An 18,825-nucleotide genomic window follows, 5' to 3' on the forward strand; every position below is an offset into this window, starting at 1 on the left:
CCGAAGGGGAAGCCCATCGATCAGCGCCGGGTTCAGCCCTCGAAGCGGTAGCCGAGCCCGCGAACGGTGACGAGCATGCTCGGATCGCTGGGGTTCTGCTCGATCCGTGAGCGGATGCGCTTGATGTGCACGTCGAGCGTCTTGGTGTCGCCGAAATAGTCGGTGCCCCACACCCGGTCGATCAGCTGACCGCGGGTCAGAACGCGACCGGCGTTGCGCATGAGCACCTCGAGAAGCTCGAACTCCTTGAGCGGCATGCTGATCTCGCCGCCCTCCACCGACACGGTGTGCCGATCGATGTCGAGCATCACCCGCCCGCCGTTGAGCACGCGATCGTCGAGGTCGGCCTCGACCTGCGCGTAGCGGCGCAGCACGGCGCGCATCCGGGCCAGCAGCTCCCGCGCCGAGTAGGGCTTGGTCACGTAGTCGTCGGCCCCGAGTTCGAGGCCCACCACGATGTCCACCTCCGAGTCCTTCGCGGTCAGCATGATGATCGGCACCGCCGAGCTGAGCCGCAGCTGTCGAGCCACCTCGGTTCCCGGCATCCCCGGCAGCATCAGGTCGAGCAGCACGATGTCGGCTCCCCGCTCGCGGAAGGCCGTGAGAGCGATCGCGCCGTCCTCGGCGATCTCCACGTCGTAGCCCTCACGGCGCAGCAGATAGGCGAGCGGGTCTGCGAGGTCGGGTTCGTCCTCGACGATTAACACTCGAGTCATGCGGTGTCCCCCTTCACGGGTGTGGTGCGAACCGCCGGTGCCGCTTTGCGCGACTTCCGGCGGGCCTTGGTGCGCGGCGCCTCATGGTCGGGCGTCGCCGTCAGCGGGAGGCGGATGGTGAACGTGGAGCCGCGGCCGGGACGAGACCACAGCCGGACTTCGCCGCCGTGACGTTGGACGGCGTGCTTGACGATCGACAAGCCGAGTCCGGTTCCGCCGGTGCGGCGCGAGCGCGCCTGGTCGGCACGGTAGAACCGTTCGAACACGCGCTGCTGGTCGGCTTCGGGGATGCCGATCCCGCGGTCGGTGACGGCGATCTCCACGATCTGGTCGACGGCCTTGACCCCCACCCCCACGCTCGAACCCAGCGGAGAATAGGCGATCGCGTTGGCGACGAGGTTGCCCAGCGCCTCGCTGAGCACCTGCCCGTCGCCGCGCACGTAGAGCCCGCGGGTGCCCCCGCGGACGAGCGTCACCTGTGCGGAATCGGCTTGGAGGGTGTGGGCGTCCACGGCCGAGGCCACGACCTCGTCGATCGAGACGTCGCGCACCTCGTTGAGTTCGTCCGAAGCCTGCAGGCGGGAGAGGCTCATGATGCGCGAGGTGAGAGCGGCGAGGCGGGATGCTTCGGCGCTGAGGCGCGCGGTGAACACCCGCACCTGATCGGGATCGTCGGCGGCGGACTCGATGGCCTCGGCGAGCAGACTGACCGCGCCGATGGGCGTCTTCAGCTCGTGACTGGTGTTGGCGACGAAGTCGCGTCGCATCTCCTCCACCCGCTCGCGTTCGGTGATGTCGCGGATGACGACGAGCGTGAGGCGCGGCGAGATGACCGTCGCCCGCGCCGCGATCAGTCGCGCTTCGGCCGGTGCGCTCCCGCGTCGCAGTCGAAGGGTCTCGGTGACCGTGGCGCCGGTCGTGCGGGCCGAGCGCGCCAGAGTGCGCACCTCGTCGCTCGGGACGACCTCGCCGACCCTCATGCCGAACGCCTCCGCCGGGGCGGATGCGGCGAGCACCGTCGAGGACGCATCCGTCACGATGGCCGCATCGTCCATCGCGCCCAGAACTTCGCCGACGCCCTCCGGGATCTCGTCCGAGGTGGCGGTCATCGCGCGCTCGCGCATGCGGAAAGCGGTCACGACCAGACCGACGATGCTGCCGCCGATCACCACTCCCAGAAGAAGGGAGAGCAGCGCGAGCCGCGTCTGATCCATGGCTCAAGGGTAAACGGCGGGAGACGTCAACCCCCGCCTCCGGACGGTGGCGCGGCCAGGCGCGCCGTTAGTATTCACTCCTACGGCACCGCTCGTTAACCTCGGCTGGAGAAAATCGCAGAGTCGCGGGATGTAAACCGATGTGCCGCGACTCAGGAAGGTTAGTGCGATGCGCGAAGTATTCCACCAGTCCCTCGAGGACGTCCAAGGACGGCTGGTCGAGATCGCCGAGCTCGTCGCCGTCGCAATCGAGCGGGCGACGATGGCGTTCGCGAGCAGCGACGTCGCCCTCGCCGAGGCGGTCATCGAAGCCGACGCCGTGATCGACGATAAGGCCGCAGCTCTCGACGAGCTGGCGATCGAGATCCTCGCCCGTCAGCAGCCGGTCGCCCGCGACCTGCGGATCGTCGTGACGGCCCTGCGCGTCAGCGCATCACTGGAGCGCATGGGCGACCTGGCCGAGCACATCGCTCAGCTGGCCCGCTCGCGCTTCCCCGAGCGGGCGATCCCGCGCGGGCTCAAGTCCACCTTCACCCGCATGGGCGAACTCGACGTCACGGTCGCCCACATGCTCGTGGAGCTGCTGCGCACCGAGGACCTGAAGCACGCGGAAGAGATCCGCAACCTCGACGACTCGATCGACGAGCTGCACCTCAGCGTCTTCGAGAAGGTGCTGGGCGAGACGTGGAAGGGCGAAGCCGGTACGACCGTCGACGCCACCCTCGCGAGCCGCTACCACGAGCGCTTCGCGGATCACGCGGTCTCGGTCGCCAAGCGCGTGGTCTACCTCGCCACCGGCGACTGGGCCGGCGCCGACGAGAGCGTCGTGGTCGCCTGATCAGTTCGCCGTAACGAAAGAAGAGCGGATGCTGTCAGCATCCGCTCTTCTTCGTTTCACGCGTGAATTCAGCCCTTGCCCTGCGCCGCGACGGCCGCGGCACCCGCGGCGGCGGCTGCGGGGTCGAGATACTCGCCCTTGCCGAGCGGCTCGAGGTTCTCGTCGAGTCGGTAGACGAGCGGGATGCCGGTGGGGATGTTGAGCTCCGCGATCTCGTCGTCGCCGATGTTCTCGAGGTGCTTCACGAGGCCGCGGAGCGAGTTGCCGTGCGCGGTGACGAGCACCGTCCTGCCGGCGCGCAGATCGGGCACGATCGCGGACTCCCAGTAGGGCAGCAGGCGGTCGATGACGAGCTTCAGCGATTCGGTACGGGGGATGTCGCCGTCGATCCCGACGTAGCGGGGATCGCCCACCTGGCTGAACTCGCTGTCATCGGCGAGCGGCGGCGGCGGCACATCGAAGGAACGGCGCCACAGCTTGAACTGCTCGGGACCGAACTCCTCCAGCGTCTGCGCCTTGTCCTTGCCCTGGAGGGCGCCGTAGTGGCGCTCGTTCAGGCGCCACGAGCGCGTCACCGGGATCCACAGTCGATCGGCCGCGTCCAGCGCGAGGTTGGCCGTCTGGATCGCCCGGCTGAGCACCGAGGTGTGCAGCACGTCGGGAAGGAGGCCCGCTTCGGCCAGCAGCTGTCCGCCGCGCGCGGCCTCGGCCTTGCCCTGCTCGGTGAGGCGGACATCGACCCAACCGGTGAAGAGGTTGAGCTCGTTCCACTCGCTCTGGCCATGACGAAGAAGGATGAGCGTAGAAGGCGCAGTCATGGCGCCAGTCTATCCAGCGGGGGCTGGCATCATGGGGCCATGGGCGCGGCTGTGGTGGGGCAGGTCACGCGGGGCACCACCGGCACCAACCGGCTGCGCCGGGTCGATCGGTGGATCGCCCGGCACCCGGCCCTCCGCCGTGCCGACGACCCGCTCGTGATCGACCTGGGGTTCGGTGCGAGCGCCGTCACCACCCTCGAACTCCACGCCCGTCTGCGGCGAGAACGTGCTGATGTGCAGGTACGAGGCCTGGAGATCGACGCGGACCGCGTGGCACGCGCGCAGGAACAGCTGGCAGCGAGCGGCGTGACCGGCGTCTCCTTCGGGCGCGGCGGTTTCGAGATCCCGCTGCCTGCGGGCCGGCGCCCGGTGATCGTTCGCGCGATGAACGTGCTCCGTCAGTACGACGAGGCCGCCGTTAGCGATGCCTGGCGGCGGATGGCGGGGCGACTCGCCCCGGGTGGCGTGCTGGTGGAGGGCACCTGCGATGAGATCGGGCGGGTCGTGACGTGGGCGCAGATCTCCGCCGACACGGTGCCGCAGACGCTCACCCTGTCGCTGCGGCTGGCGGGCCTCGAGCGCCCCTCGATCGCCGCCGAGCGCCTGCCGAAGGCGCTCATCCACCACAACGTCCCCGGCGAGCGGGTGCACGCGTTCTTCGCCGCCCTCGATCGGGAGTGGGAGCGCGCGGCCGTGCAGTCGCCGTTCGGGCCGGTGGTGCGGTGGCGCACCGCGCTGGGCGCGATGGCGCAGTCGGGGTGGGAGCTGCGTGATCGGGCGCGCTGGCGGCTGGGGGAAATCACCGTGCCGTGGAGCGCGGTGGCGCCGAGCTGAGGGTGTGCGCTCAGATGCGCGGCACGACGCGACGGGCCTCGTCGTAGGTCATGCCGGTCGCCGTGAGCAGGTCGACCGCGAGCGGCCGCAGGGCCGCGATCAGGTTGTGTTCCCCGAGACTTGCGCCGGGAAGCACCGCTTCCGGGTCGAGGCGGGCGGCCACCGCGCGGACCGTCGCGCGCGCGGCGGGTTCGAGCGAGATGTCGTCGAGCGAGTCGGCCACCAGGCGCGCTCCGCGGGCGAGCTCGCCGAGCAGGTCGGCGGCCACCGGCCGGGCGACGCCGTCGTCGGAGAGGTAGAGGGTGCGCCGAGCGACCACTCGCAGGTTGCGCGTCGCGAGGTCCATCGATTGCTGCACCCGGGCGTGACGGGCGAGCTCCGAGCGCTGCCGGTGCAGGAACGGGGAGATGCGGGCGATGCCGATGCTCGATTCGAGGGTCGTCCGCCAGGCGTCGACGCGCGACTGCAGGGCGCGCGCTTTCTCGAGCCCCCGCTCGGCCCGCATCCGGTCGCCCCGCCGCAGGGCTTGCGCGAGGGTGGAAGCCGCGCTCTCGAAGCCGTCGAAGAGCGCGAGCGCGTCGCGCAGCTCGGTGCGGCGGGCCGTCCGCGGGACGAGGGCGGTCACCAGGAGCGCCACCGCTCCCCCGACGAGCCCGTCCAGGAGGCGGAGAAACGGGGGCGCTCCCGCCGCGATCGTCAGGGCGATGAGGGCCTGGATCGCCGCCGCGATCGCGAAGCCGGGTTGGGCGGAGAGCAAGCGCGCGACGATCAAGGTGACGCCGAGAGCAAGAGCGAGCTGCCACCACCCGCTGCCGGCGACGACGTAGATGATCTCGGCGATCAGAATGCCCACCAGCATCCCCACGACGGTCTCCGCGACGCGGCGAGGACGCGCGTCTCGGACGAGCCCGAGGCTCGACACCGTCACGGTCGCCGCCACGAGGGGCACGGGGTGGCCCAGCACGAGCTGGGCGAACGTATACGCGCCCGTGGCGGCGACGACGATCTGCACGATGGCGGTCGCGGAGTCACGCACCCGCGCCAGCGCCGGGCGGAGATCGAAGCGTGAGCGCCATCCGGTCGTGATCACCCCCGTGGTGGGGGTGGGCTCGTCAGCCGGCGGTGTCTTCTCAGGCGGTGTCACCACGGCCCCATGATCCGATCATGAGGCGGGGGCGCGGCGGCCCAGACGAGGAAGACGCGGGACGGATGCGGTGGCCCCGGCATCGGGCGGAACCACGACCTCCTGAGCCGCCGCGATCGGACCGTCCGCCGTATCGACCACGAAGTCGGCGTCGACCGGAGCGGAACGCTTGATCAGAGCGAGGGCGATCGGCCCCTCCTCGTAGTGCAGGGCGACCGAGGTCACCACACCGAGCACGGAGTCACCGTCGCGAACGGCGGCGCCGGGCTCGGGCAGCACGCTCTCGCTGCCGTCCAGGTGCAACGCGACGACGCGTCGAGGCGGGTGGCCCAGGTTGTGCACCTTCGCGACCGTCTCCTGACCGCGGTAGCAGCCCTTGGCCAGGTGCACCGCGGTACGCATCCAGTCGAGCTCGTGCGGCAGCGTCCGTTCGTCGACGTCGGCGCTCGCCCGCGGCCGCCAGGCGGCGATCCGCAGGGCGTCGACGGCGGAGAGGCCCGCGAGCGCGGCCTCGCCGCGCTCGGCAGCGGCGATGATCGCGTCGAGTTCGGCGAGCGGGATGATCGCCTCGGTCCAGTCCCGTTCGCGGCCCGGATGCGGCTCGACGAGGGCGTAACCGTGCCCGCCGGGTGCGACGTCGGGCCAGGGGTCGTGCCAGAACGCCTCCGCGCGGAGCGCACCGACCGCGGCGGCGGTACCGCCCACGACGGCGAGCTCGTCGGCGCGGTCGCGCACCTCGACGCGGAGGCGGAAGCGCATCTTCAGGAGCCAGGCGAGGAGGCCCGCAGCATCCGTGTCGTCCACGATCAGCCAGGTCGTCGCGCCGTCGTCGACCACGGCGGCGGCGTGCTCGATACGCCCTTGGGGGTCGAGGATCAACAGCTCGGTGCTCACCCCGGACCCGAGGTGGCTGAGCGCCTGCGACGACAGCGAATCCAGCCAGGTGAGTCGATCCTCGCCGCTGACGCTGATCACCCGGCGGTCGCCGAGCGGGGCCAGAGCGCGCCCCTCGGCGAGCGTGCGCTGTTCAGCGAGAGGACTGCCGAGATGACGCAGCCCGCGTTCGTCCGCGACGGCGCCGGCGACGCGGGAGTAGTCCGCGCCCATCACTCCGCCCGCGCGAGCCGCGCGGAGGCGTGCGAACGCAGCTCCTCGCCGAAGGCGGCGATGTCCCACGCCCAGAGCAGGTGGCCGTCGACGAGCCCGTACAACCGGGTCGCTGCGGCATAGTCGCGGGCGCCGGAGGGGCGCACCACGGCGTCGGTGGCCAGGTCGATGCGGGGCCCCTTCGCCTGACCGAGGTAGAGCTCGCTGATGCCGTCGGAGTGCACGAGTGACACCTCGATGTCGAAGGCGCCTTCCGCATTGCGCAGAGCTTCGACATCGTCGGCGGTGCGGATCGCGCCCGAGGTGCGCGGCGGGAGCAAGCCCGGGCCGGCGTCGGTGTCGGTGGCCGGGCGACTGAGCCGCCAGTAACCGATCTCGGAGACCAGGGGAATCGGACCGGCGTCGGATTCGAGCCACGCGGTCGCGGAGTAGTTGAGGTGTGCGCCGCCGTCGTGGCTGAAGCTCACGCGGTGGGCGAACTCACCGGTGTAGCGGTGATCGGGGACCTCGTAGTCGATGACCCCGGTGCCCTCCCAGACTCCGACGAGCCACGAGAGGGGAGCCAGGTCGGCGGGCAGATCGGTCGGCAGGTCGAACATGGCCGTCAGCGCTGACCGCGGTAGAGGTTCTTGATCACCACGCCCGAGACGAAGGCGATGGAGAGCGACGCCAAGCCGAGCAGGCCCACGTAGAACACTTCGAGCGCGAGGAGATCCATGCGCCCATCCTACCGGGGCAGGATCGCCGCGAGCCCGATCCCGGCGCTGATGACGCCGAGCACGACCAGCGATCCGAGAACGCTCGCGGCCACCCGCTCGACGAACTGCTGCGACCGCCCGTAACCGAGCTGCACGATGAAGGAGAGCACGATGCAGCCCCCGAGTCCGACGATGAGCCACTGCGCCTGGCCGTCACCCGGGACGAAGACGGCGATCGCGATACCCAGGAGCGCCGCGACGACCCAGACGGCGATGACTCCGCCGACCGTGCGACGTGGGACGAGCTCCGGAACGGCCATGCGCATATTGTCGCGCACGGCGGGCGCGCAGCGCACCGCGAACGCCGGTGAGTTCCCGGCGCCCTAAGATGGGCACGTCGCGGGACGCCGCGACATCGGAGGTCCTGGTTGGCACAGCTTCTTGTTCTGAGCTCCGCCCACGGCGGAGGTTCCGTGCTGCCCTCACTCGAGTTGCTCAGTCACCGAGTCAGGCAGATCCCCGCTGAGCCCGCGCAGTTGGTGAACGCCCCCAGCGCCGATGTGATCTTCGTCGACGCCCGTCTCGACCTGGTCGGGGCGAAGTCGTTGTGCAAGATCCTCAACACCACCGGACTCGACGCGCCCTTGGTGCTCGTCGTCACCGAGGGAGGCCTCACGGCGGTCTCGACGGACTGGGGCGTCGATGACGTGATCCTCGTCACCGCGGGGCCGGCCGAGGTCGACGCCCGCGTGCGCCTCGCGATCGGGCGCATGTCGAAGGAGCAGGTGTCCAGTCGCATCCAGACCTCCGGGATCTCGATCGACGAGTCGTCGTACTCGGCGAAGGTGCACGGCAAGCCGCTCGACCTGACCTACAAGGAGTTCCAACTCCTGCACTTCTTCGCCACGCACCCCTCCCGGGTCTTCACCCGCGAGCAGCTCTTGAGCGAGGTGTGGGGCTACGACTACTTCGGCGGCACCCGCACGGTCGACGTGCACGTGCGACGACTGCGCGCCAAGCTCGGCGACCTCGAGCAGCTCATCGGAACGGTGCGCAACGTGGGCTACCGCTTCAACGTGTACGAAGACGACCAGCCACCGGTCGCGCCCCGCACGTCCTGAGACGCACGGGGCGCGGAGGCGAAGCCTGGCTTACTTGCCGGTGAACCGGTCGAGGAAGCCCGCGACCGGGCGCTGCTGCTCGCCCTGCTGGGCTCCGAGGACGATGAGCACGCCGGTGAGGACCGGGATGACCCACTGCATCACCTTCTGCTTGCTCTGAGCCGCCTTGAGGGCGGACGAGGCCGTCTCGGAGGGTTCGGTGACGCCCTCGGCGCCCTCTGCCGCGTGCTTGCCGATCTTCGCGCCGAGGAGGGCGGAGTAAAGGCTCGCGCCGCCGGCGAGGGCGGTGACCACGAGCTTCACCGACGTATTGGTGCGGGCCTCGGACTGCGCGGCCAGACGTCCCTCGTTGCCGAGGATGAGTCCGATGCCGCCCACGCCGTGCACGACGATCGCGGCGAGCTGCACGGGGGCCCACTTCGCCCATCCGAGCGAGGACAGGCGCAGCCGCTCCGTGGGATCTTGGGCGGCGGCCGTACCGCCGTTGAGTCCGACCGCACCCATCAGAGTGCCGCCGAACCAGGCTGCGAGGCCGAGGTCGTGCAGGGAGCGGACCAGGGTGTTGCGTGATGACATCGTCTATCCGATCGGTTCAGGGAGGGCCCACCCCACACGCCGCCGAAAGCTCCGTCGAACGGGTTGACGCGCGGGCGAAAGGGTGTTCGGCCGCCCGGGCGTTCATCCATGTGTCACTTCACCCTGCAATGATGAAGCAATGATCGAACACGACGCCCTCGATTCGGGTCTCGGAGACGCGGATGACGACGACTTCGACGAGGCCGTGGAAGCGGCCGACGCACAGCTGCCGGAGAACCGCTACCTCGATCGAGAGCTGAGCTGGCTGGCGTTCAACCAGCGTGTGCTGGAGCTCGCCGAAGACCCCACGCTCCCGACGCTCGAACGGGCGAACTTCCTCGCGATCTTCGCGAGCAACCTCGACGAGTTCTTCATGGTGCGTGTCGCGGGCCTCGCCCGACGCATCCTCACCGGCCTCGCCGTCCCGACCAACGTCGGCCGTTCCCCGCAAGAGGTGCTGGCCGACATCTCCGCCGACGCGCACGCCCTCCAGCTGCGCCACGCCGCCACCTGGAACGACCAGGTGCGCCCGGCCCTCGCCGACGCCGGCATCGACGTCGTCACGTGGGGCTCGCTCGACGAGGAGGATCAGGGCCGCCTGACGACCTACTTCCAGACGCAGGTCTTCCCGGTACTGATGCCGCTCGCGGTCGACCCCGCGCATCCGTTCCCCTACATCTCCGGCCTGTCGCTGAACCTCGCGATCCGCGTTCGCAACGCACGCACCGGTCGCCAGGAGTTCGCGCGCCTGAAGGTGCCGCCGATGCTGCCGCGGTTCGTGCGGGTGGACGGCGGCGGCGATCGCGTGCGCTACCTGCCGCTCGAAGAGCTCATCTCCAACCACCTCGGCCACCTCTTCCCGGGGATGGAGGTGCTCGATCATCACCTCTTCCGCCTCACCCGCAACGAGGACATGACGATCGAGGAGGACGAGACCGAGAACCTGATCCAGGCGCTCGAGGCGGAGTTGCTGCGTCGCCGGTTCGGCCCGCCGATCCGCCTCGAGATCACCGACGACATGGACGACGTGACACTCGATCTGCTCCTCACCGAGCTCGACGTCACCGAACAGGAGGTCTACCGCCTCCCCGGCCCGCTGGACCTGCGCGGTCTGTTCGACCTGTCGCGCATCGATCGCACCGACCTGCATTACCCGGCGCACGTGCCGAAGACCGCGGCAGCCTTCCAGCCGGCCGAGCAGAACGGCCGCGCCGACCTGTTCGCCGCCATCCGCCGCGGCGACGTGCTCGTGCACCACCCCTACGAGTCGTTCGCGACGAGCGTGCAGGCCTTCCTCGAGCAGGCCGCACGCGATCCGCACGTGCTCGCCATCAAGCAGACCCTCTACCGCACCTCCGGCGACAGCCCGATCGTGCAGGCCCTCATCGACGCGGCCGAAGCCGGCAAGCAGGTGCTGGCCCTCGTCGAGGTGAAGGCGCGCTTCGACGAGGCCAACAACATCGTCTGGGCTCGCAAGCTCGAGAAGGCCGGCGTGCACGTGGTCTACGGCCTCGTCGGACTCAAGACCCACTGCAAGCTCGCGCTCGTCATCCGCGAGGAAGAGGGCGTGCTGCGTCACTACAGCCACGTGGGAACCGGTAACTACAACCCCAAGACGAGTCGTATCTACGAAGACTTCGGGCTGTTCACCGTGGACGACCAGGTCGGACGCGACCTCACCCGCCTGTTCAACGAACTCAGCGGTTACGCGATCGAGAAGAAGTTCAAGCGTCTGCTCGTGGCGCCGCTGCACCTGCGCAAGGGATTGCTGCGCCTCATCGAGAAGGAGCGCCAGAACGCCCAGGAGGGTCGACCGGCGCGGGTGCGCATCAAGGTCAACTCGATGGTCGATGAGCAGATCATCGATGCTCTCTATCGCGCCAGCCAGGCCGGCGTCGTGGTCGAGGTGTGGGTGCGCGGCATCTGCTCGCTGAAGCCGGGCGTGCCCGGACTGAGTGAGAACATCACCGTCCGAAGCATCCTGGGTCGCTACCTCGAGCACTCCCGCATCTTCGCGTTCGACAACGACGGCGACCCGCAGGTGTACATCGGCAGCGCCGACATGATGCACCGCAACCTCGACCGGCGCGTCGAAGCCCTCGTGCGGGTGATCGCCCCGCTGCAGCTCACCGAGCTGCACGACCTCTTCGATCTGGCCATGAGCCCCACGACGAGCTCGTGGCACCTCGACGCCGACGGCGAGTGGTACCGGCACAGCACCGACGACGAGGGCAAACCGCTCGTCGATATGCAGGAGCGCACAATGGCGAACATTCAGCGGCGTCGACGTGCGCGGGCGGTGCGGTGACCGACTCGACCGTCTTCGCGGCGGGCGGAGTGGTGTGGCGCCTCGTCGACGGCAAGCTGCGCGTGCTTCTCGTCTCGCGGGCGAGCTACCGTGATCTGACCCTGCCGAAGGGCAAGGTCGAGGCGAACGAGACGCTCATGGAGACGGCCGTCCGCGAGATCCGGGAAGAGACCGGCATCCGCGTCTCGCTCGGAATCCCGGTCGGCGTCTCGCACTACCGTCTGCCGAACGGGCGCGAGAAGATCGTGCACTACTGGGCCGCCGAGGCGACGGATGCTGCGATCCAGACCTCCACGTTCACGCCCAACAAAGAGATCGCCGCCGTCGAGTGGCTGAGTCTGAAGAAGGCGCGCGCTCGGCTGAGCTACCCCGTCGACCGCGAGATCCTCGAGTCGTTCGCCGCGCGCGTGGACGAAGGGGTGCTGCGCACCTTCCCCCTTGTGGCGCTCCGCCATGCGAAGGCGAAGGCGCGCACCGAGTGGGAGGGCACGGAGGGCGAGCGTCCGCTGACGACCCGCGGGCGTCGACAGGCGAACGCCCTCGTCGCCCCCTTGCTGGCGTTCGGGGTGCGCCGCATCTGGTCGAGCCCCGCCGAGCGCTGCGTGAGGACCGTGACCCCGCTGTCCGCCGCCCTCGGCCGCCGCATCGAACGCACGGAGCTCATCAGTCAGGAGGCGTGGGAGATCGGCGCCTCGGATGCGAAGACCGTCGTGCGCGCACGGGTCGCTGCGCGCAAGCCCGTCGTGCTCTGCAGTCACGGACCGGTGCTGCCCGACATCATGACCGAGTTGGCGTACACGACCGGCACGATGCCCGGGGCCTACCTCGGCAGTCCGTCGAACCTGGACACGGCGGCGTTCTCGGTCGCCCATCTCTCGGTCGATGACCCCGGTTCGGGCATCATCGCGATCGAGACGCACGATCCCCGCTTCTGAGTCATGACCGAGACGGTCCACCTCGTGTGGGCGGCAGTCGCCGACGGCGACGACCGCCGGGACGTGGCGTGGAGCTTGATCCGGACCCTCGTCCCGGCCGCGCGCATCTCGAACCCCTGCCCCTTCTGCGGCGGCCCGCACGGCCCGGTACGCCTCGATGACGCCCCGCTGCTCGCCTCGGTCACGTACGCCGGCGTCTACGCGATCGTCGGCCTGACCGCGCGGGCGAACGCCTCCCGACTCGGCATCGACGCCGAACCGCTCGTCGACGGCGTGCGCGACCGCGCGGGCCTGACCGGCGTCCTCGGCCGCGGCCGCCCTGCCGACGTGCGTGCCTGGACCCGCGTCGAGGCGGCGCTCAAAGCCGACGGGCGCGGCCTTCGCATCGAGCCCGCCGAGGTCGAGGTGACCCGTGGAGCCTCGGGGTGGGCCGCCCGGGTGCCCGGGCGCTACGCACCGCTGAGCGGCTTCGACCTGACGGGCCCGCCGGGGATCGTCGTGTCGGCAGCGCTCGTCACCCCCGCAGCGCTGCTGACACCCGCAGCGCTCTTCGCATCCGCAGAGCCGCTCAGCGCGGCAGCGGCGGCAACGGAGCCCGATCGATCCACGCGCTGAGCACCGCGGCGGCGGCCATTCCCCCGGCTCGGGTGACGGCCGCGCGGAAGTCGTCGGTGACCACTGTCGCGTGGCGGTAGGTGTCCGCCCATTCCCGCAGCAGCGCGAAGAAGCCCCCGTCGCCCAGCTGGATCCGTAGCGCGTGCAGGGCGAGCGCCCCGCGCTTGTACACGCGGTCGTCGAACATGAGGTCGGCGCCCGGGTCGGCGATGACGAGATCCTGCGGCTGAGCGAGCAGACCGGCATGCGCGGCTGCGGCGAGGACCGCGGCAGAGGCGGAGCCGGATGCTTCCGACCAGACCCATTCGGCGTAACAGGCGAAGCCCTCGTTGAGCCAGATGTCCTGCCATCGAGCAAGGCCCACGCTGTTGCCGAACCATTGGTGGGCAAGCTCGTGTGCCACGAGTCGCTGGGCCGCCGGCACCAGGTGGTTGGCACCGAAGACCGCGAGACCCTGTGCCTCCAGCGGGATCTCCAGCACGTCGGCGGTGACGACGAGCGTGCAGGTGTCCTGCGGGTACGGACCGAACGCGGCATCGAACGCTGCGAGCATGCGCGGTACGGCGGCGAAAGCCGTGGCGACCCGCGCCCGCAACGCCGGGGGTGCGGTCACCCGCACCTGCGGGATACCCGCCGACCCGGTGCCCGGCAGCGTCGACGTGCGATAGCGCCCGATGTGCACGGCCGCCAGGTAGCTGGCCGTGGGGGTCGAGGAGGCGAAGGTCGTGGTGACGGTGCCGCCTCGGCGGACCACCCGGCCGGTCATCCCGGTGGCTGCGACCTCGTACCCGTCGTCGGTGGTCACCTCGAGACGGTAGAGGGCGCGGTCGCTCGGACGGTCGTTGCAGGGGAACCATGTCGGAGCTCCGGTCGGCTGACCGGCCACGATCACCCCGTCCTCGAGCTCTTCCCAACCCACCGCCCCCCACCGCGAGCGCCGTGGCGCAGGCTGGCCCGCGTAGACGATCTCGACCGTGAAGTGCGCACCGGCCGCGATGGTCTGCGGCGGGGTCACGCGCACCTTCCGCGGACCCTGCCGGTACGCGGTCTTGGCCGCCCCGTCGACCCGTACGCGGCTTGCGCGCAACCCGACGAGATCGAGGGTGAAGGTACGCAGCTCGGTCACGGCCACCGCCTCGAGGACGGCGACGCCCTCCAGGCGGTTGGTGCGCACCCGATAGTCGAGGCGCAGGTCGTAGGAGGCGACGGCGAACGTCGGGTCGCCGCTCTGCGGGGTATAGGAGTCGGGGAGGATCGGAGTCACGCTCTTCCGGTTCGGCGAGGTCAGCGGTGTGACGGCTGAAGAGATCATTGGGTGGACTGGTAGGCGCGCGCCTTCACCGCGCGCCAGGGTCCGATCGGGTTGCCGCTCCACCGCGTGCCCACCGGCACGGTCTCACCGCGCATGACGAGGGAGGCGGGACCGACCGTCGCGTGCGCGCCGACGGTCGCGGCGGGCAGGATGACGCTGTGCGGGCCCAGGGTCGAACCGGCCTCCAGTTCGACAGCATCCAGACTCATGATGCGGTCGTGGAAGAGGTGCGTCTGCACGACGCAGCCGCGGTTGACCGTCGACGCGTCGCCGAGGGTCACGAGGTCGGGTTCGGGCAGCCAGTAGCTCTCGCACCACACGCCGCGACCGATGTGGGCGCCGAGGCTGCGCAGCCAGATCGCCAGGGCGGGCGTGCCGGTGGCCGCGCGGGCGAACCAGGGTGCCGCGAGCATCTCGGTGAAGGTGTCGGAGACCTCGGTGCGCCACACGAAGCTCGACCACAGGGGGTGCTCCCCCGTGCGGATCGGGCCGACGATCGCCCATTTGGCGAGAGTCGTCACCCCGGCGGCCACCGCGCCCGCCGCGAGCAGCACGAGACCCGACAGCAGCAGGGTCCAGACCGGACCCACGCTCACCCACAGGCCGGCGAGCGCGAAGAGCACGAGCAGGCCGAGCCCGCACGTCACGACAACGGGCACGATGCGGCAGAGCTCCCAGAGGGCCCGCGCCACGCGCAGGCGCGTGGTCGGACGGTAGGTGCGCGATTCGTCGCCCTCCGCCGAGAGACGGCGCAGGCGCACGGCGGGCGAGCCGAGCCACGACGACCCTGCCTTCGCCCGCAGGGGGGCGGAGGACAGCACCGCGACCAGGCCGTCGCGCGGCACCCGGTGACCGGGCGCCGCCATGCCCGAGTTGCCCAGGAACGCCCGCTTGCCGATGCGCACCTGTCCGATGCGCAGCCACCCGCCGTGCAGTTCGTACGAGGCGACCATGGTGTCGTCGGCGAGGAAGGCGCCGTCCTCGATGCGCGTCATCGAGGGGATGAGCAGGACGGTGGATGCTTCGACATCGCGCCCGACGCGGGCGCCCAGCATCCGCAACCACACGGGGGTGAACAGGCTCGAGTACAGCGGGAAGAGGATCGTGCGGGCGGAGTCGAGCAGCCGCTCGATGGTCCACGCCTGCCAGGCGACGCGACTGCGCACGGGGTGGGTGCCTTCGTGCAGCCCGAGCGAGAGGACGCGCACGAGCACGACCACGGCGCCGGCGAAGACGACCCCGGCGACGAGGACGGCGGGGATGAGCCAGGCCAGGGCCGCAACCAGGGCGGTCGCCAGATCCGACGCGCCGCGAAGACCCTGAGCCAGCACGAGGCCGCCGACGGCGAAGGCTGCCAGGGGAAGCAGCGCGAGGACGACGGCGGAGGCGCCGTAGGCCCACAGCCACCGGTGCGGGGCGGGCGGGCGTCCGACGGGCCAGCCCTCGGCCGCACCGCCGACGCGCACGGCGGGCGAACCCGCCCAGTACTGGTCGGCCTTCACGCGGCCGAAGACCGCGGAGCCGGGGGCGATCTCGGCGCGTTGGCCGATCCGGGTGCCGGGCGCGAGGGTGCTGCGCGCGCCGACGGCGGCCTGGGCACCGATCCGCACTTCCCCGATCCGGACGAGGTCGCCGTCGATCCAGTAGCCGGTGAGGTCGACTTCGGGTTCGATCGAAGCGCCGTCTCCGATCTCCAGCATCCCCGTCACCGGAGGAAGGGTGTGCATGTCGACGTCGCGACCGATCTTGGCGCCCAGCGCCCGGCCGTAGTACGAGATCCACGGCGCCCCGGCGAGTCCGACGGCGTCGATCTGGTCGGCGATCTGCTCGGCGAGCCACAACCGCAGGTGCACGCTGCCGCCTCGCGGGTAGTCACCGGGGCGGACGCCCCGCAGCAGCAGTCGGGCCGATGCCGCTGCGATCGCCATGCGGCCGAACGGGGTGGAGAAGACGAGCAGCCCGACCACGAGCACTCCCCAGGGCGTGGCGGGGAGCACCTCGAACCCGGGGACGAGCTGAAGCAGGGCGCTGGCGGTCAGCAGGTACAGCAGCCAGCGGATGCCCGCCAGGATGAACAACGGTACCCCCAGCAGGGTCTGCGCCCACTGCGTCGAGCGCGGGGTCGGCAGCGGACGGTGAAACGCCGCCGCCGCGTCGTCCTCGTCGAGAGAACCGAGCGCCTTGGCCATCGCACCCAGACGCGGGACGTCGTAGATGTCGGCGACGGAGAACTCCGGCACTCGGGCGCGGATGCGCGAAACGAGTTGCGCGGCGCTGAGCGAGCCACCTCCGAGATCGAAGAAGTCGACCTTGCGGTCGGGAACCGCAGCTCCCAGCACCGCTTGCCACTGCTCGGCCAACCACGCCTCGGTGGGCGTGAGTCCGGCAGCCACCGGGGCGTCGACACCGGGGAGCGGCCAGGGCAGTGCCGCCCGGTCGACCTTGCCGGAGGTGCGCACGGGCAACTCGTCCACCACGGCCAGCAGCGGGATGGTCGCAGCCGGGAGCCGTTCGCCCAGCGCGGCGCGCGCTGCGGCGCGGTCGAGGTCTCCCCCGCCCTCCAGGACGAGGTAACCGACGAGGATGGGAACACCCGCCTCGGTGTGCCGGACGGCGACGGCGGCCGCGGCCACCCCCGGCAGATCCTGCAGGGCCGACTCGACCTCGCCCAGTTCGATGCGACGTCCGCCGACCTTCACCTGATCGTCGGCGCGGCCCTGGAACACCAGACCCTCGCGATCGAAGCGCACGACGTCACCGGAGCGATACGCCCGTTCCCACCCCAGCGTCGGCATGGGGGCGTACTTCTCGGCGTCCTTCGCCGGATCGAGGTAGCGGGCCAGGCCGACGCCGCCGATGATCAGCTCACCGATCTCGCCCTCGGCGACCCGGTGGCCCGCGGCGTCGACGACGGCGAGCTTCCAGCCGTCGAGGGGCAGCCCGATGCGGATGGGCACAGAGCCGTCCAGCAGCGCGGCGCACGCGACGACGGTGGCCTCGGTCGGGCCGTAGGTGTTCCACACCTCTCGCCCCTCGGCGACCAGTCGGGCAGCCAGTTCGGGCGGGCAGGCCTCGCCACCGAAGATGAGCAGGCGCACGTTCTCGATGGAATCGCTCGGCCACATCGCGGCGAGAGTGGGAACGGTGGAGACCACCGTGATGCCCTGCCGAAGCAGCCAGGGGGCGAGGTCCTCCCCCGAGCGCACGAGCGAGCGCGGAGCGGGCACGAGACATGCGCCGTGCCCCCACGCCAGCCACATCTCCTCGCACGAAGCGTCGAAGGCCACCGAGAGACCGGCGAGCACGCGATCGCCCGGACCCAGTGGAGCGTCCTGCAGGAACAGTCGCGCCTCCGCATCGACGAAGGCGGCGGCGGAGCGGTGCGACACGGCCACGCCCTTCGGCACCCCGGTCGAGCCGGACGTGAAGATGATCCACGCGTCATCGTCGACGCTGGGTGGGGCCACGACCTCGATCGCCCGGGTGCTCGGGTGGGGGGCTGCTCCCGCGAAGAGGGCGGCGCCGGCATCCGATTCCTGCTCTTCGGCCGGCAACGTCGGGGTGTAGGTGCCCCCGCCGGTGACGATCCCGACGACGCCGGCCTCGCCGAAGACCAAGCGGGCGCGGTCGTCGGGGTCGTCGGCGTCGACGGGTACGTAGGCGGCGCCCGCGGCGAGGACGCCGAGGATCGAGACGTAAAGCTCCTTCGAGCCCGACGGCATGCGCACCCCGACACGGTCGCCGCGACGCACGCCCGCCGCGTGCAGACGAGCGGCCGTCAGCCGGACGCGGGCCATCAGCTCGCGATAGCTGAGGGCGCCGGAGCCGTCGTCGATCGCCGAGGCCTCGGGATGGCGGCTCGCCACGGAGGCGAGGACGTCGATGAGGGTGCGCGGCGCCGGCGCCTCTGCCGAGCGGTCGAGTACCGCCTGTGCGGTCGAGGAGGCGGGGTCGGTCACGCCAAGCCGAGCAGTTCGACCAGTTGGCTCTTGGTCAAACGGGAGTACCCGGCCCGACCCTCATCGCGGGCCCGGGCCCGCAGCTGCGCGACCGTCCAGCTCTCGTGCGACACCACGACGGGTGCCGCCGCCTCGGCCACGAGCAGCTCGGCGACCTCGAGGGAGTCGGGGACGGCCCCGGGAGCCTTGACCGCGGGGGTAGGGGCGACCGACGGCGCCTCGGCCGAGGGCGTCACCGTGATGGGGGCCTTCTTGCCCTTGAGCACCATCGGGGGCCGGCGCTTGGCCTTCAGGGCGACCTCGGTGGCCGCCTCGGTCTTCGCCGTCACCTTCTCGGCTCGCTTGGCGACGCGTTTCGGATGCTTGCGCACAGCCTTCTTCGACAGGTCGGCGATCTCCGCCGCCTCGCTCGCGAGCTCCTTCAGGGCACGTGCCGGCTTGCCCTCGAGCGTCTTCGCGGCCTTCTTCGCGGTCTTGGATGCGTCCGCGGCATCTTTCAACGCGTCGAATGCCCGGCGCTCGGTTTTCGTCGTCTTAGCCATGACCCCATCCTAATCTTGCGGCCCGTTTACCCGCGGAATCCCGGGGCCGTTCACCTTCCGTTCACCTCTTCAGCCCGGGCCCTTAAGA

General features: G+C 70.7%; 17 protein-coding genes. 6 read left to right on the plus strand and 11 right to left on the minus strand.

The features are described from left to right. Positions 1-32: 32 nt before the first annotated feature. Positions 33-716 (minus strand): winged helix-turn-helix domain-containing protein, encoded by a 684-nt coding sequence (locus ACFXP5_RS13710; RefSeq protein ID WP_394545016.1) that lies wholly within the window; start codon positions 714-716, stop codon positions 33-35. Next, a complete protein-coding gene (locus ACFXP5_RS13715) occupies positions 713-1,930 on the minus strand; it encodes a sensor histidine kinase (protein ID WP_394528983.1) in 1,218 nt (405 codons plus the stop codon). The genes ACFXP5_RS13710 and ACFXP5_RS13715 overlap by 4 nt, the downstream gene beginning before the upstream one ends. 169 nt (positions 1,931-2,099) lie before the next feature. Here ACFXP5_RS13715 and phoU point away from each other — a divergent pair, with 169 nt between their 5' ends. Continuing rightward, positions 2,100-2,768, plus strand: coding sequence for a phosphate signaling complex protein PhoU (gene phoU / locus ACFXP5_RS13720; protein WP_394545017.1), 669 nt, complete (start codon positions 2,100-2,102; stop codon positions 2,766-2,768). Between the two features lie 68 nt (positions 2,769-2,836). Here phoU and ACFXP5_RS13725 read toward each other — a convergent pair whose 3' ends face one another. Beyond that, positions 2,837-3,586: a phosphoglyceromutase gene (locus ACFXP5_RS13725; RefSeq protein ID WP_394545018.1), complete on the minus strand. Its 750-nt coding sequence runs from the start codon at positions 3,584-3,586 to the stop codon at positions 2,837-2,839. Between the two features lie 39 nt (positions 3,587-3,625). Between ACFXP5_RS13725 and ACFXP5_RS13730 the strand changes: the two genes are divergently transcribed. Next, positions 3,626-4,420: a class I SAM-dependent methyltransferase gene (locus tag ACFXP5_RS13730; RefSeq protein WP_394545019.1), complete on the plus strand. Its 795-nt coding sequence runs from the start codon at positions 3,626-3,628 to the stop codon at positions 4,418-4,420. Positions 4,421-4,430: 10 nt separating this feature from the next. Here ACFXP5_RS13730 and ACFXP5_RS13735 read toward each other — a convergent pair whose 3' ends face one another. From ACFXP5_RS13735 to ACFXP5_RS13750, 4 genes are all read right to left on the minus strand, one after another. After that, positions 4,431-5,567, minus strand: coding sequence for an FUSC family protein (locus ACFXP5_RS13735; protein WP_394545020.1), 1,137 nt, complete (start codon positions 5,565-5,567; stop codon positions 4,431-4,433). 15 nt (positions 5,568-5,582) lie between these two features. Further along, positions 5,583-6,671: a CAF17-like 4Fe-4S cluster assembly/insertion protein YgfZ gene (gene ygfZ, locus ACFXP5_RS13740; RefSeq protein WP_394545021.1), complete on the minus strand. Its 1,089-nt coding sequence runs from the start codon at positions 6,669-6,671 to the stop codon at positions 5,583-5,585. Further along, a complete protein-coding gene (locus ACFXP5_RS13745) occupies positions 6,671-7,270 on the minus strand; it encodes a heme-binding beta-barrel domain-containing protein (protein WP_394528989.1) in 600 nt (199 codons plus the stop codon). Before ACFXP5_RS13745 ends, ygfZ begins: the two co-directional genes overlap by 1 nt. Positions 7,271-7,398: 128 nt before the next feature. After that, positions 7,399-7,689 (minus strand): hypothetical protein, encoded by a 291-nt coding sequence (locus ACFXP5_RS13750; protein ID WP_394545022.1) that lies wholly within the window; start codon positions 7,687-7,689, stop codon positions 7,399-7,401. Between the two features lie 108 nt (positions 7,690-7,797). Here ACFXP5_RS13750 and ACFXP5_RS13755 point away from each other — a divergent pair, with 108 nt between their 5' ends. After that, positions 7,798-8,490, plus strand: a complete 693-nt coding sequence (locus ACFXP5_RS13755; RefSeq protein ID WP_394528991.1) for a winged helix-turn-helix domain-containing protein — start codon at positions 7,798-7,800, stop codon at positions 8,488-8,490. A gap of 30 nt (positions 8,491-8,520) precedes the next feature. Here the strand turns inward: ACFXP5_RS13755 and ACFXP5_RS13760 are convergent, their stop codons facing one another. Beyond that, entirely contained in the window at positions 8,521-9,066 is a 546-nt protein-coding gene (locus ACFXP5_RS13760; RefSeq protein ID WP_394528992.1) for a hypothetical protein, read from the minus strand. Positions 9,067-9,205: 139 nt separating this feature from the next. Here ACFXP5_RS13760 and ACFXP5_RS13765 point away from each other — a divergent pair, with 139 nt between their 5' ends. From ACFXP5_RS13765 to ACFXP5_RS13775, 3 genes are read left to right on the plus strand one after another with little or no spacing between them, the layout of a single operon-like run. Next, a complete protein-coding gene (locus ACFXP5_RS13765; protein WP_394528993.1) occupies positions 9,206-11,374 on the plus strand; it encodes an RNA degradosome polyphosphate kinase in 2,169 nt (722 codons plus the stop codon). Beyond that, positions 11,371-12,309 (plus strand): NUDIX hydrolase, encoded by a 939-nt coding sequence (locus tag ACFXP5_RS13770; RefSeq protein ID WP_394545023.1) that lies wholly within the window; start codon positions 11,371-11,373, stop codon positions 12,307-12,309. Before ACFXP5_RS13765 ends, ACFXP5_RS13770 begins: the two co-directional genes overlap by 4 nt. 3 nt (positions 12,310-12,312) lie before the next feature. Next, positions 12,313-12,924: a 4'-phosphopantetheinyl transferase family protein gene (locus tag ACFXP5_RS13775; RefSeq protein ID WP_394545024.1), complete on the plus strand. Its 612-nt coding sequence runs from the start codon at positions 12,313-12,315 to the stop codon at positions 12,922-12,924. Here ACFXP5_RS13775 and ACFXP5_RS13780 read toward each other — a convergent pair. From ACFXP5_RS13780 to ACFXP5_RS13790, 3 genes are read right to left on the minus strand one after another with little or no spacing between them, the layout of a single operon-like run. Continuing rightward, positions 12,878-14,236, minus strand: coding sequence for a M1 family metallopeptidase (locus ACFXP5_RS13780; RefSeq protein WP_394545025.1), 1,359 nt, complete (start codon positions 14,234-14,236; stop codon positions 12,878-12,880). The two genes, ACFXP5_RS13775 and ACFXP5_RS13780, sit on opposite strands and share 47 nt — an antisense overlap. Further along, a complete protein-coding gene (locus tag ACFXP5_RS13785; RefSeq protein ID WP_394545026.1) occupies positions 14,233-18,195 on the minus strand; it encodes a Pls/PosA family non-ribosomal peptide synthetase in 3,963 nt (1,320 codons plus the stop codon). The genes ACFXP5_RS13780 and ACFXP5_RS13785 overlap by 4 nt, the downstream gene beginning before the upstream one ends. Beyond that, positions 18,192-18,737, minus strand: a complete 546-nt coding sequence (locus ACFXP5_RS13790) for a hypothetical protein (RefSeq protein ID WP_394545027.1) — start codon at positions 18,735-18,737, stop codon at positions 18,192-18,194. The genes ACFXP5_RS13785 and ACFXP5_RS13790 overlap by 4 nt, the downstream gene beginning before the upstream one ends. Positions 18,738-18,825 lie beyond the last annotated feature (88 nt).

The organism is Microbacterium hanjuni, assembly GCF_043556395.1.
GTDB lineage: Bacteria > Actinomycetota > Actinomycetes > Actinomycetales > Microbacteriaceae > Microbacterium.

Coding starts and splice junctions, on each gene's coding strand:
- ACFXP5_RS13765 (WP_394528993.1), top strand. CDS start 9,206: ATGATCGAACACGACGCCCTCGATTCGGGTCTCGGAGACGCGGATGAC.
- ACFXP5_RS13725 (WP_394545018.1), bottom strand. CDS start 3,586: ATGACTGCGCCTTCTACGCTCATCCTTCTTCGTCATGGCCAGAGCGAG.
- ACFXP5_RS13715 (WP_394528983.1), bottom strand. CDS start 1,930: ATGGATCAGACGCGGCTCGCGCTGCTCTCCCTTCTTCTGGGAGTGGTG.
- ACFXP5_RS13730 (WP_394545019.1), top strand. CDS start 3,626: ATGGGCGCGGCTGTGGTGGGGCAGGTCACGCGGGGCACCACCGGCACC.
- ygfZ (WP_394545021.1), bottom strand. CDS start 6,671: ATGGGCGCGGACTACTCCCGCGTCGCCGGCGCCGTCGCGGACGAACGC.
- ACFXP5_RS13710 (WP_394545016.1), bottom strand. CDS start 716: ATGACTCGAGTGTTAATCGTCGAGGACGAACCCGACCTCGCAGACCCG.
- ACFXP5_RS13745 (WP_394528989.1), bottom strand. CDS start 7,270: ATGTTCGACCTGCCGACCGATCTGCCCGCCGACCTGGCTCCCCTCTCG.
- ACFXP5_RS13780 (WP_394545025.1), bottom strand. CDS start 14,236: ATGATCTCTTCAGCCGTCACACCGCTGACCTCGCCGAACCGGAAGAGC.
- phoU (WP_394545017.1), top strand. CDS start 2,100: ATGCGCGAAGTATTCCACCAGTCCCTCGAGGACGTCCAAGGACGGCTG.
- ACFXP5_RS13790 (WP_394545027.1), bottom strand. CDS start 18,737: ATGGCTAAGACGACGAAAACCGAGCGCCGGGCATTCGACGCGTTGAAA.
- ACFXP5_RS13775 (WP_394545024.1), top strand. CDS start 12,313: ATGACCGAGACGGTCCACCTCGTGTGGGCGGCAGTCGCCGACGGCGAC.
- ACFXP5_RS13750 (WP_394545022.1), bottom strand. CDS start 7,689: ATGGCCGTTCCGGAGCTCGTCCCACGTCGCACGGTCGGCGGAGTCATC.
- ACFXP5_RS13760 (WP_394528992.1), bottom strand. CDS start 9,066: ATGTCATCACGCAACACCCTGGTCCGCTCCCTGCACGACCTCGGCCTC.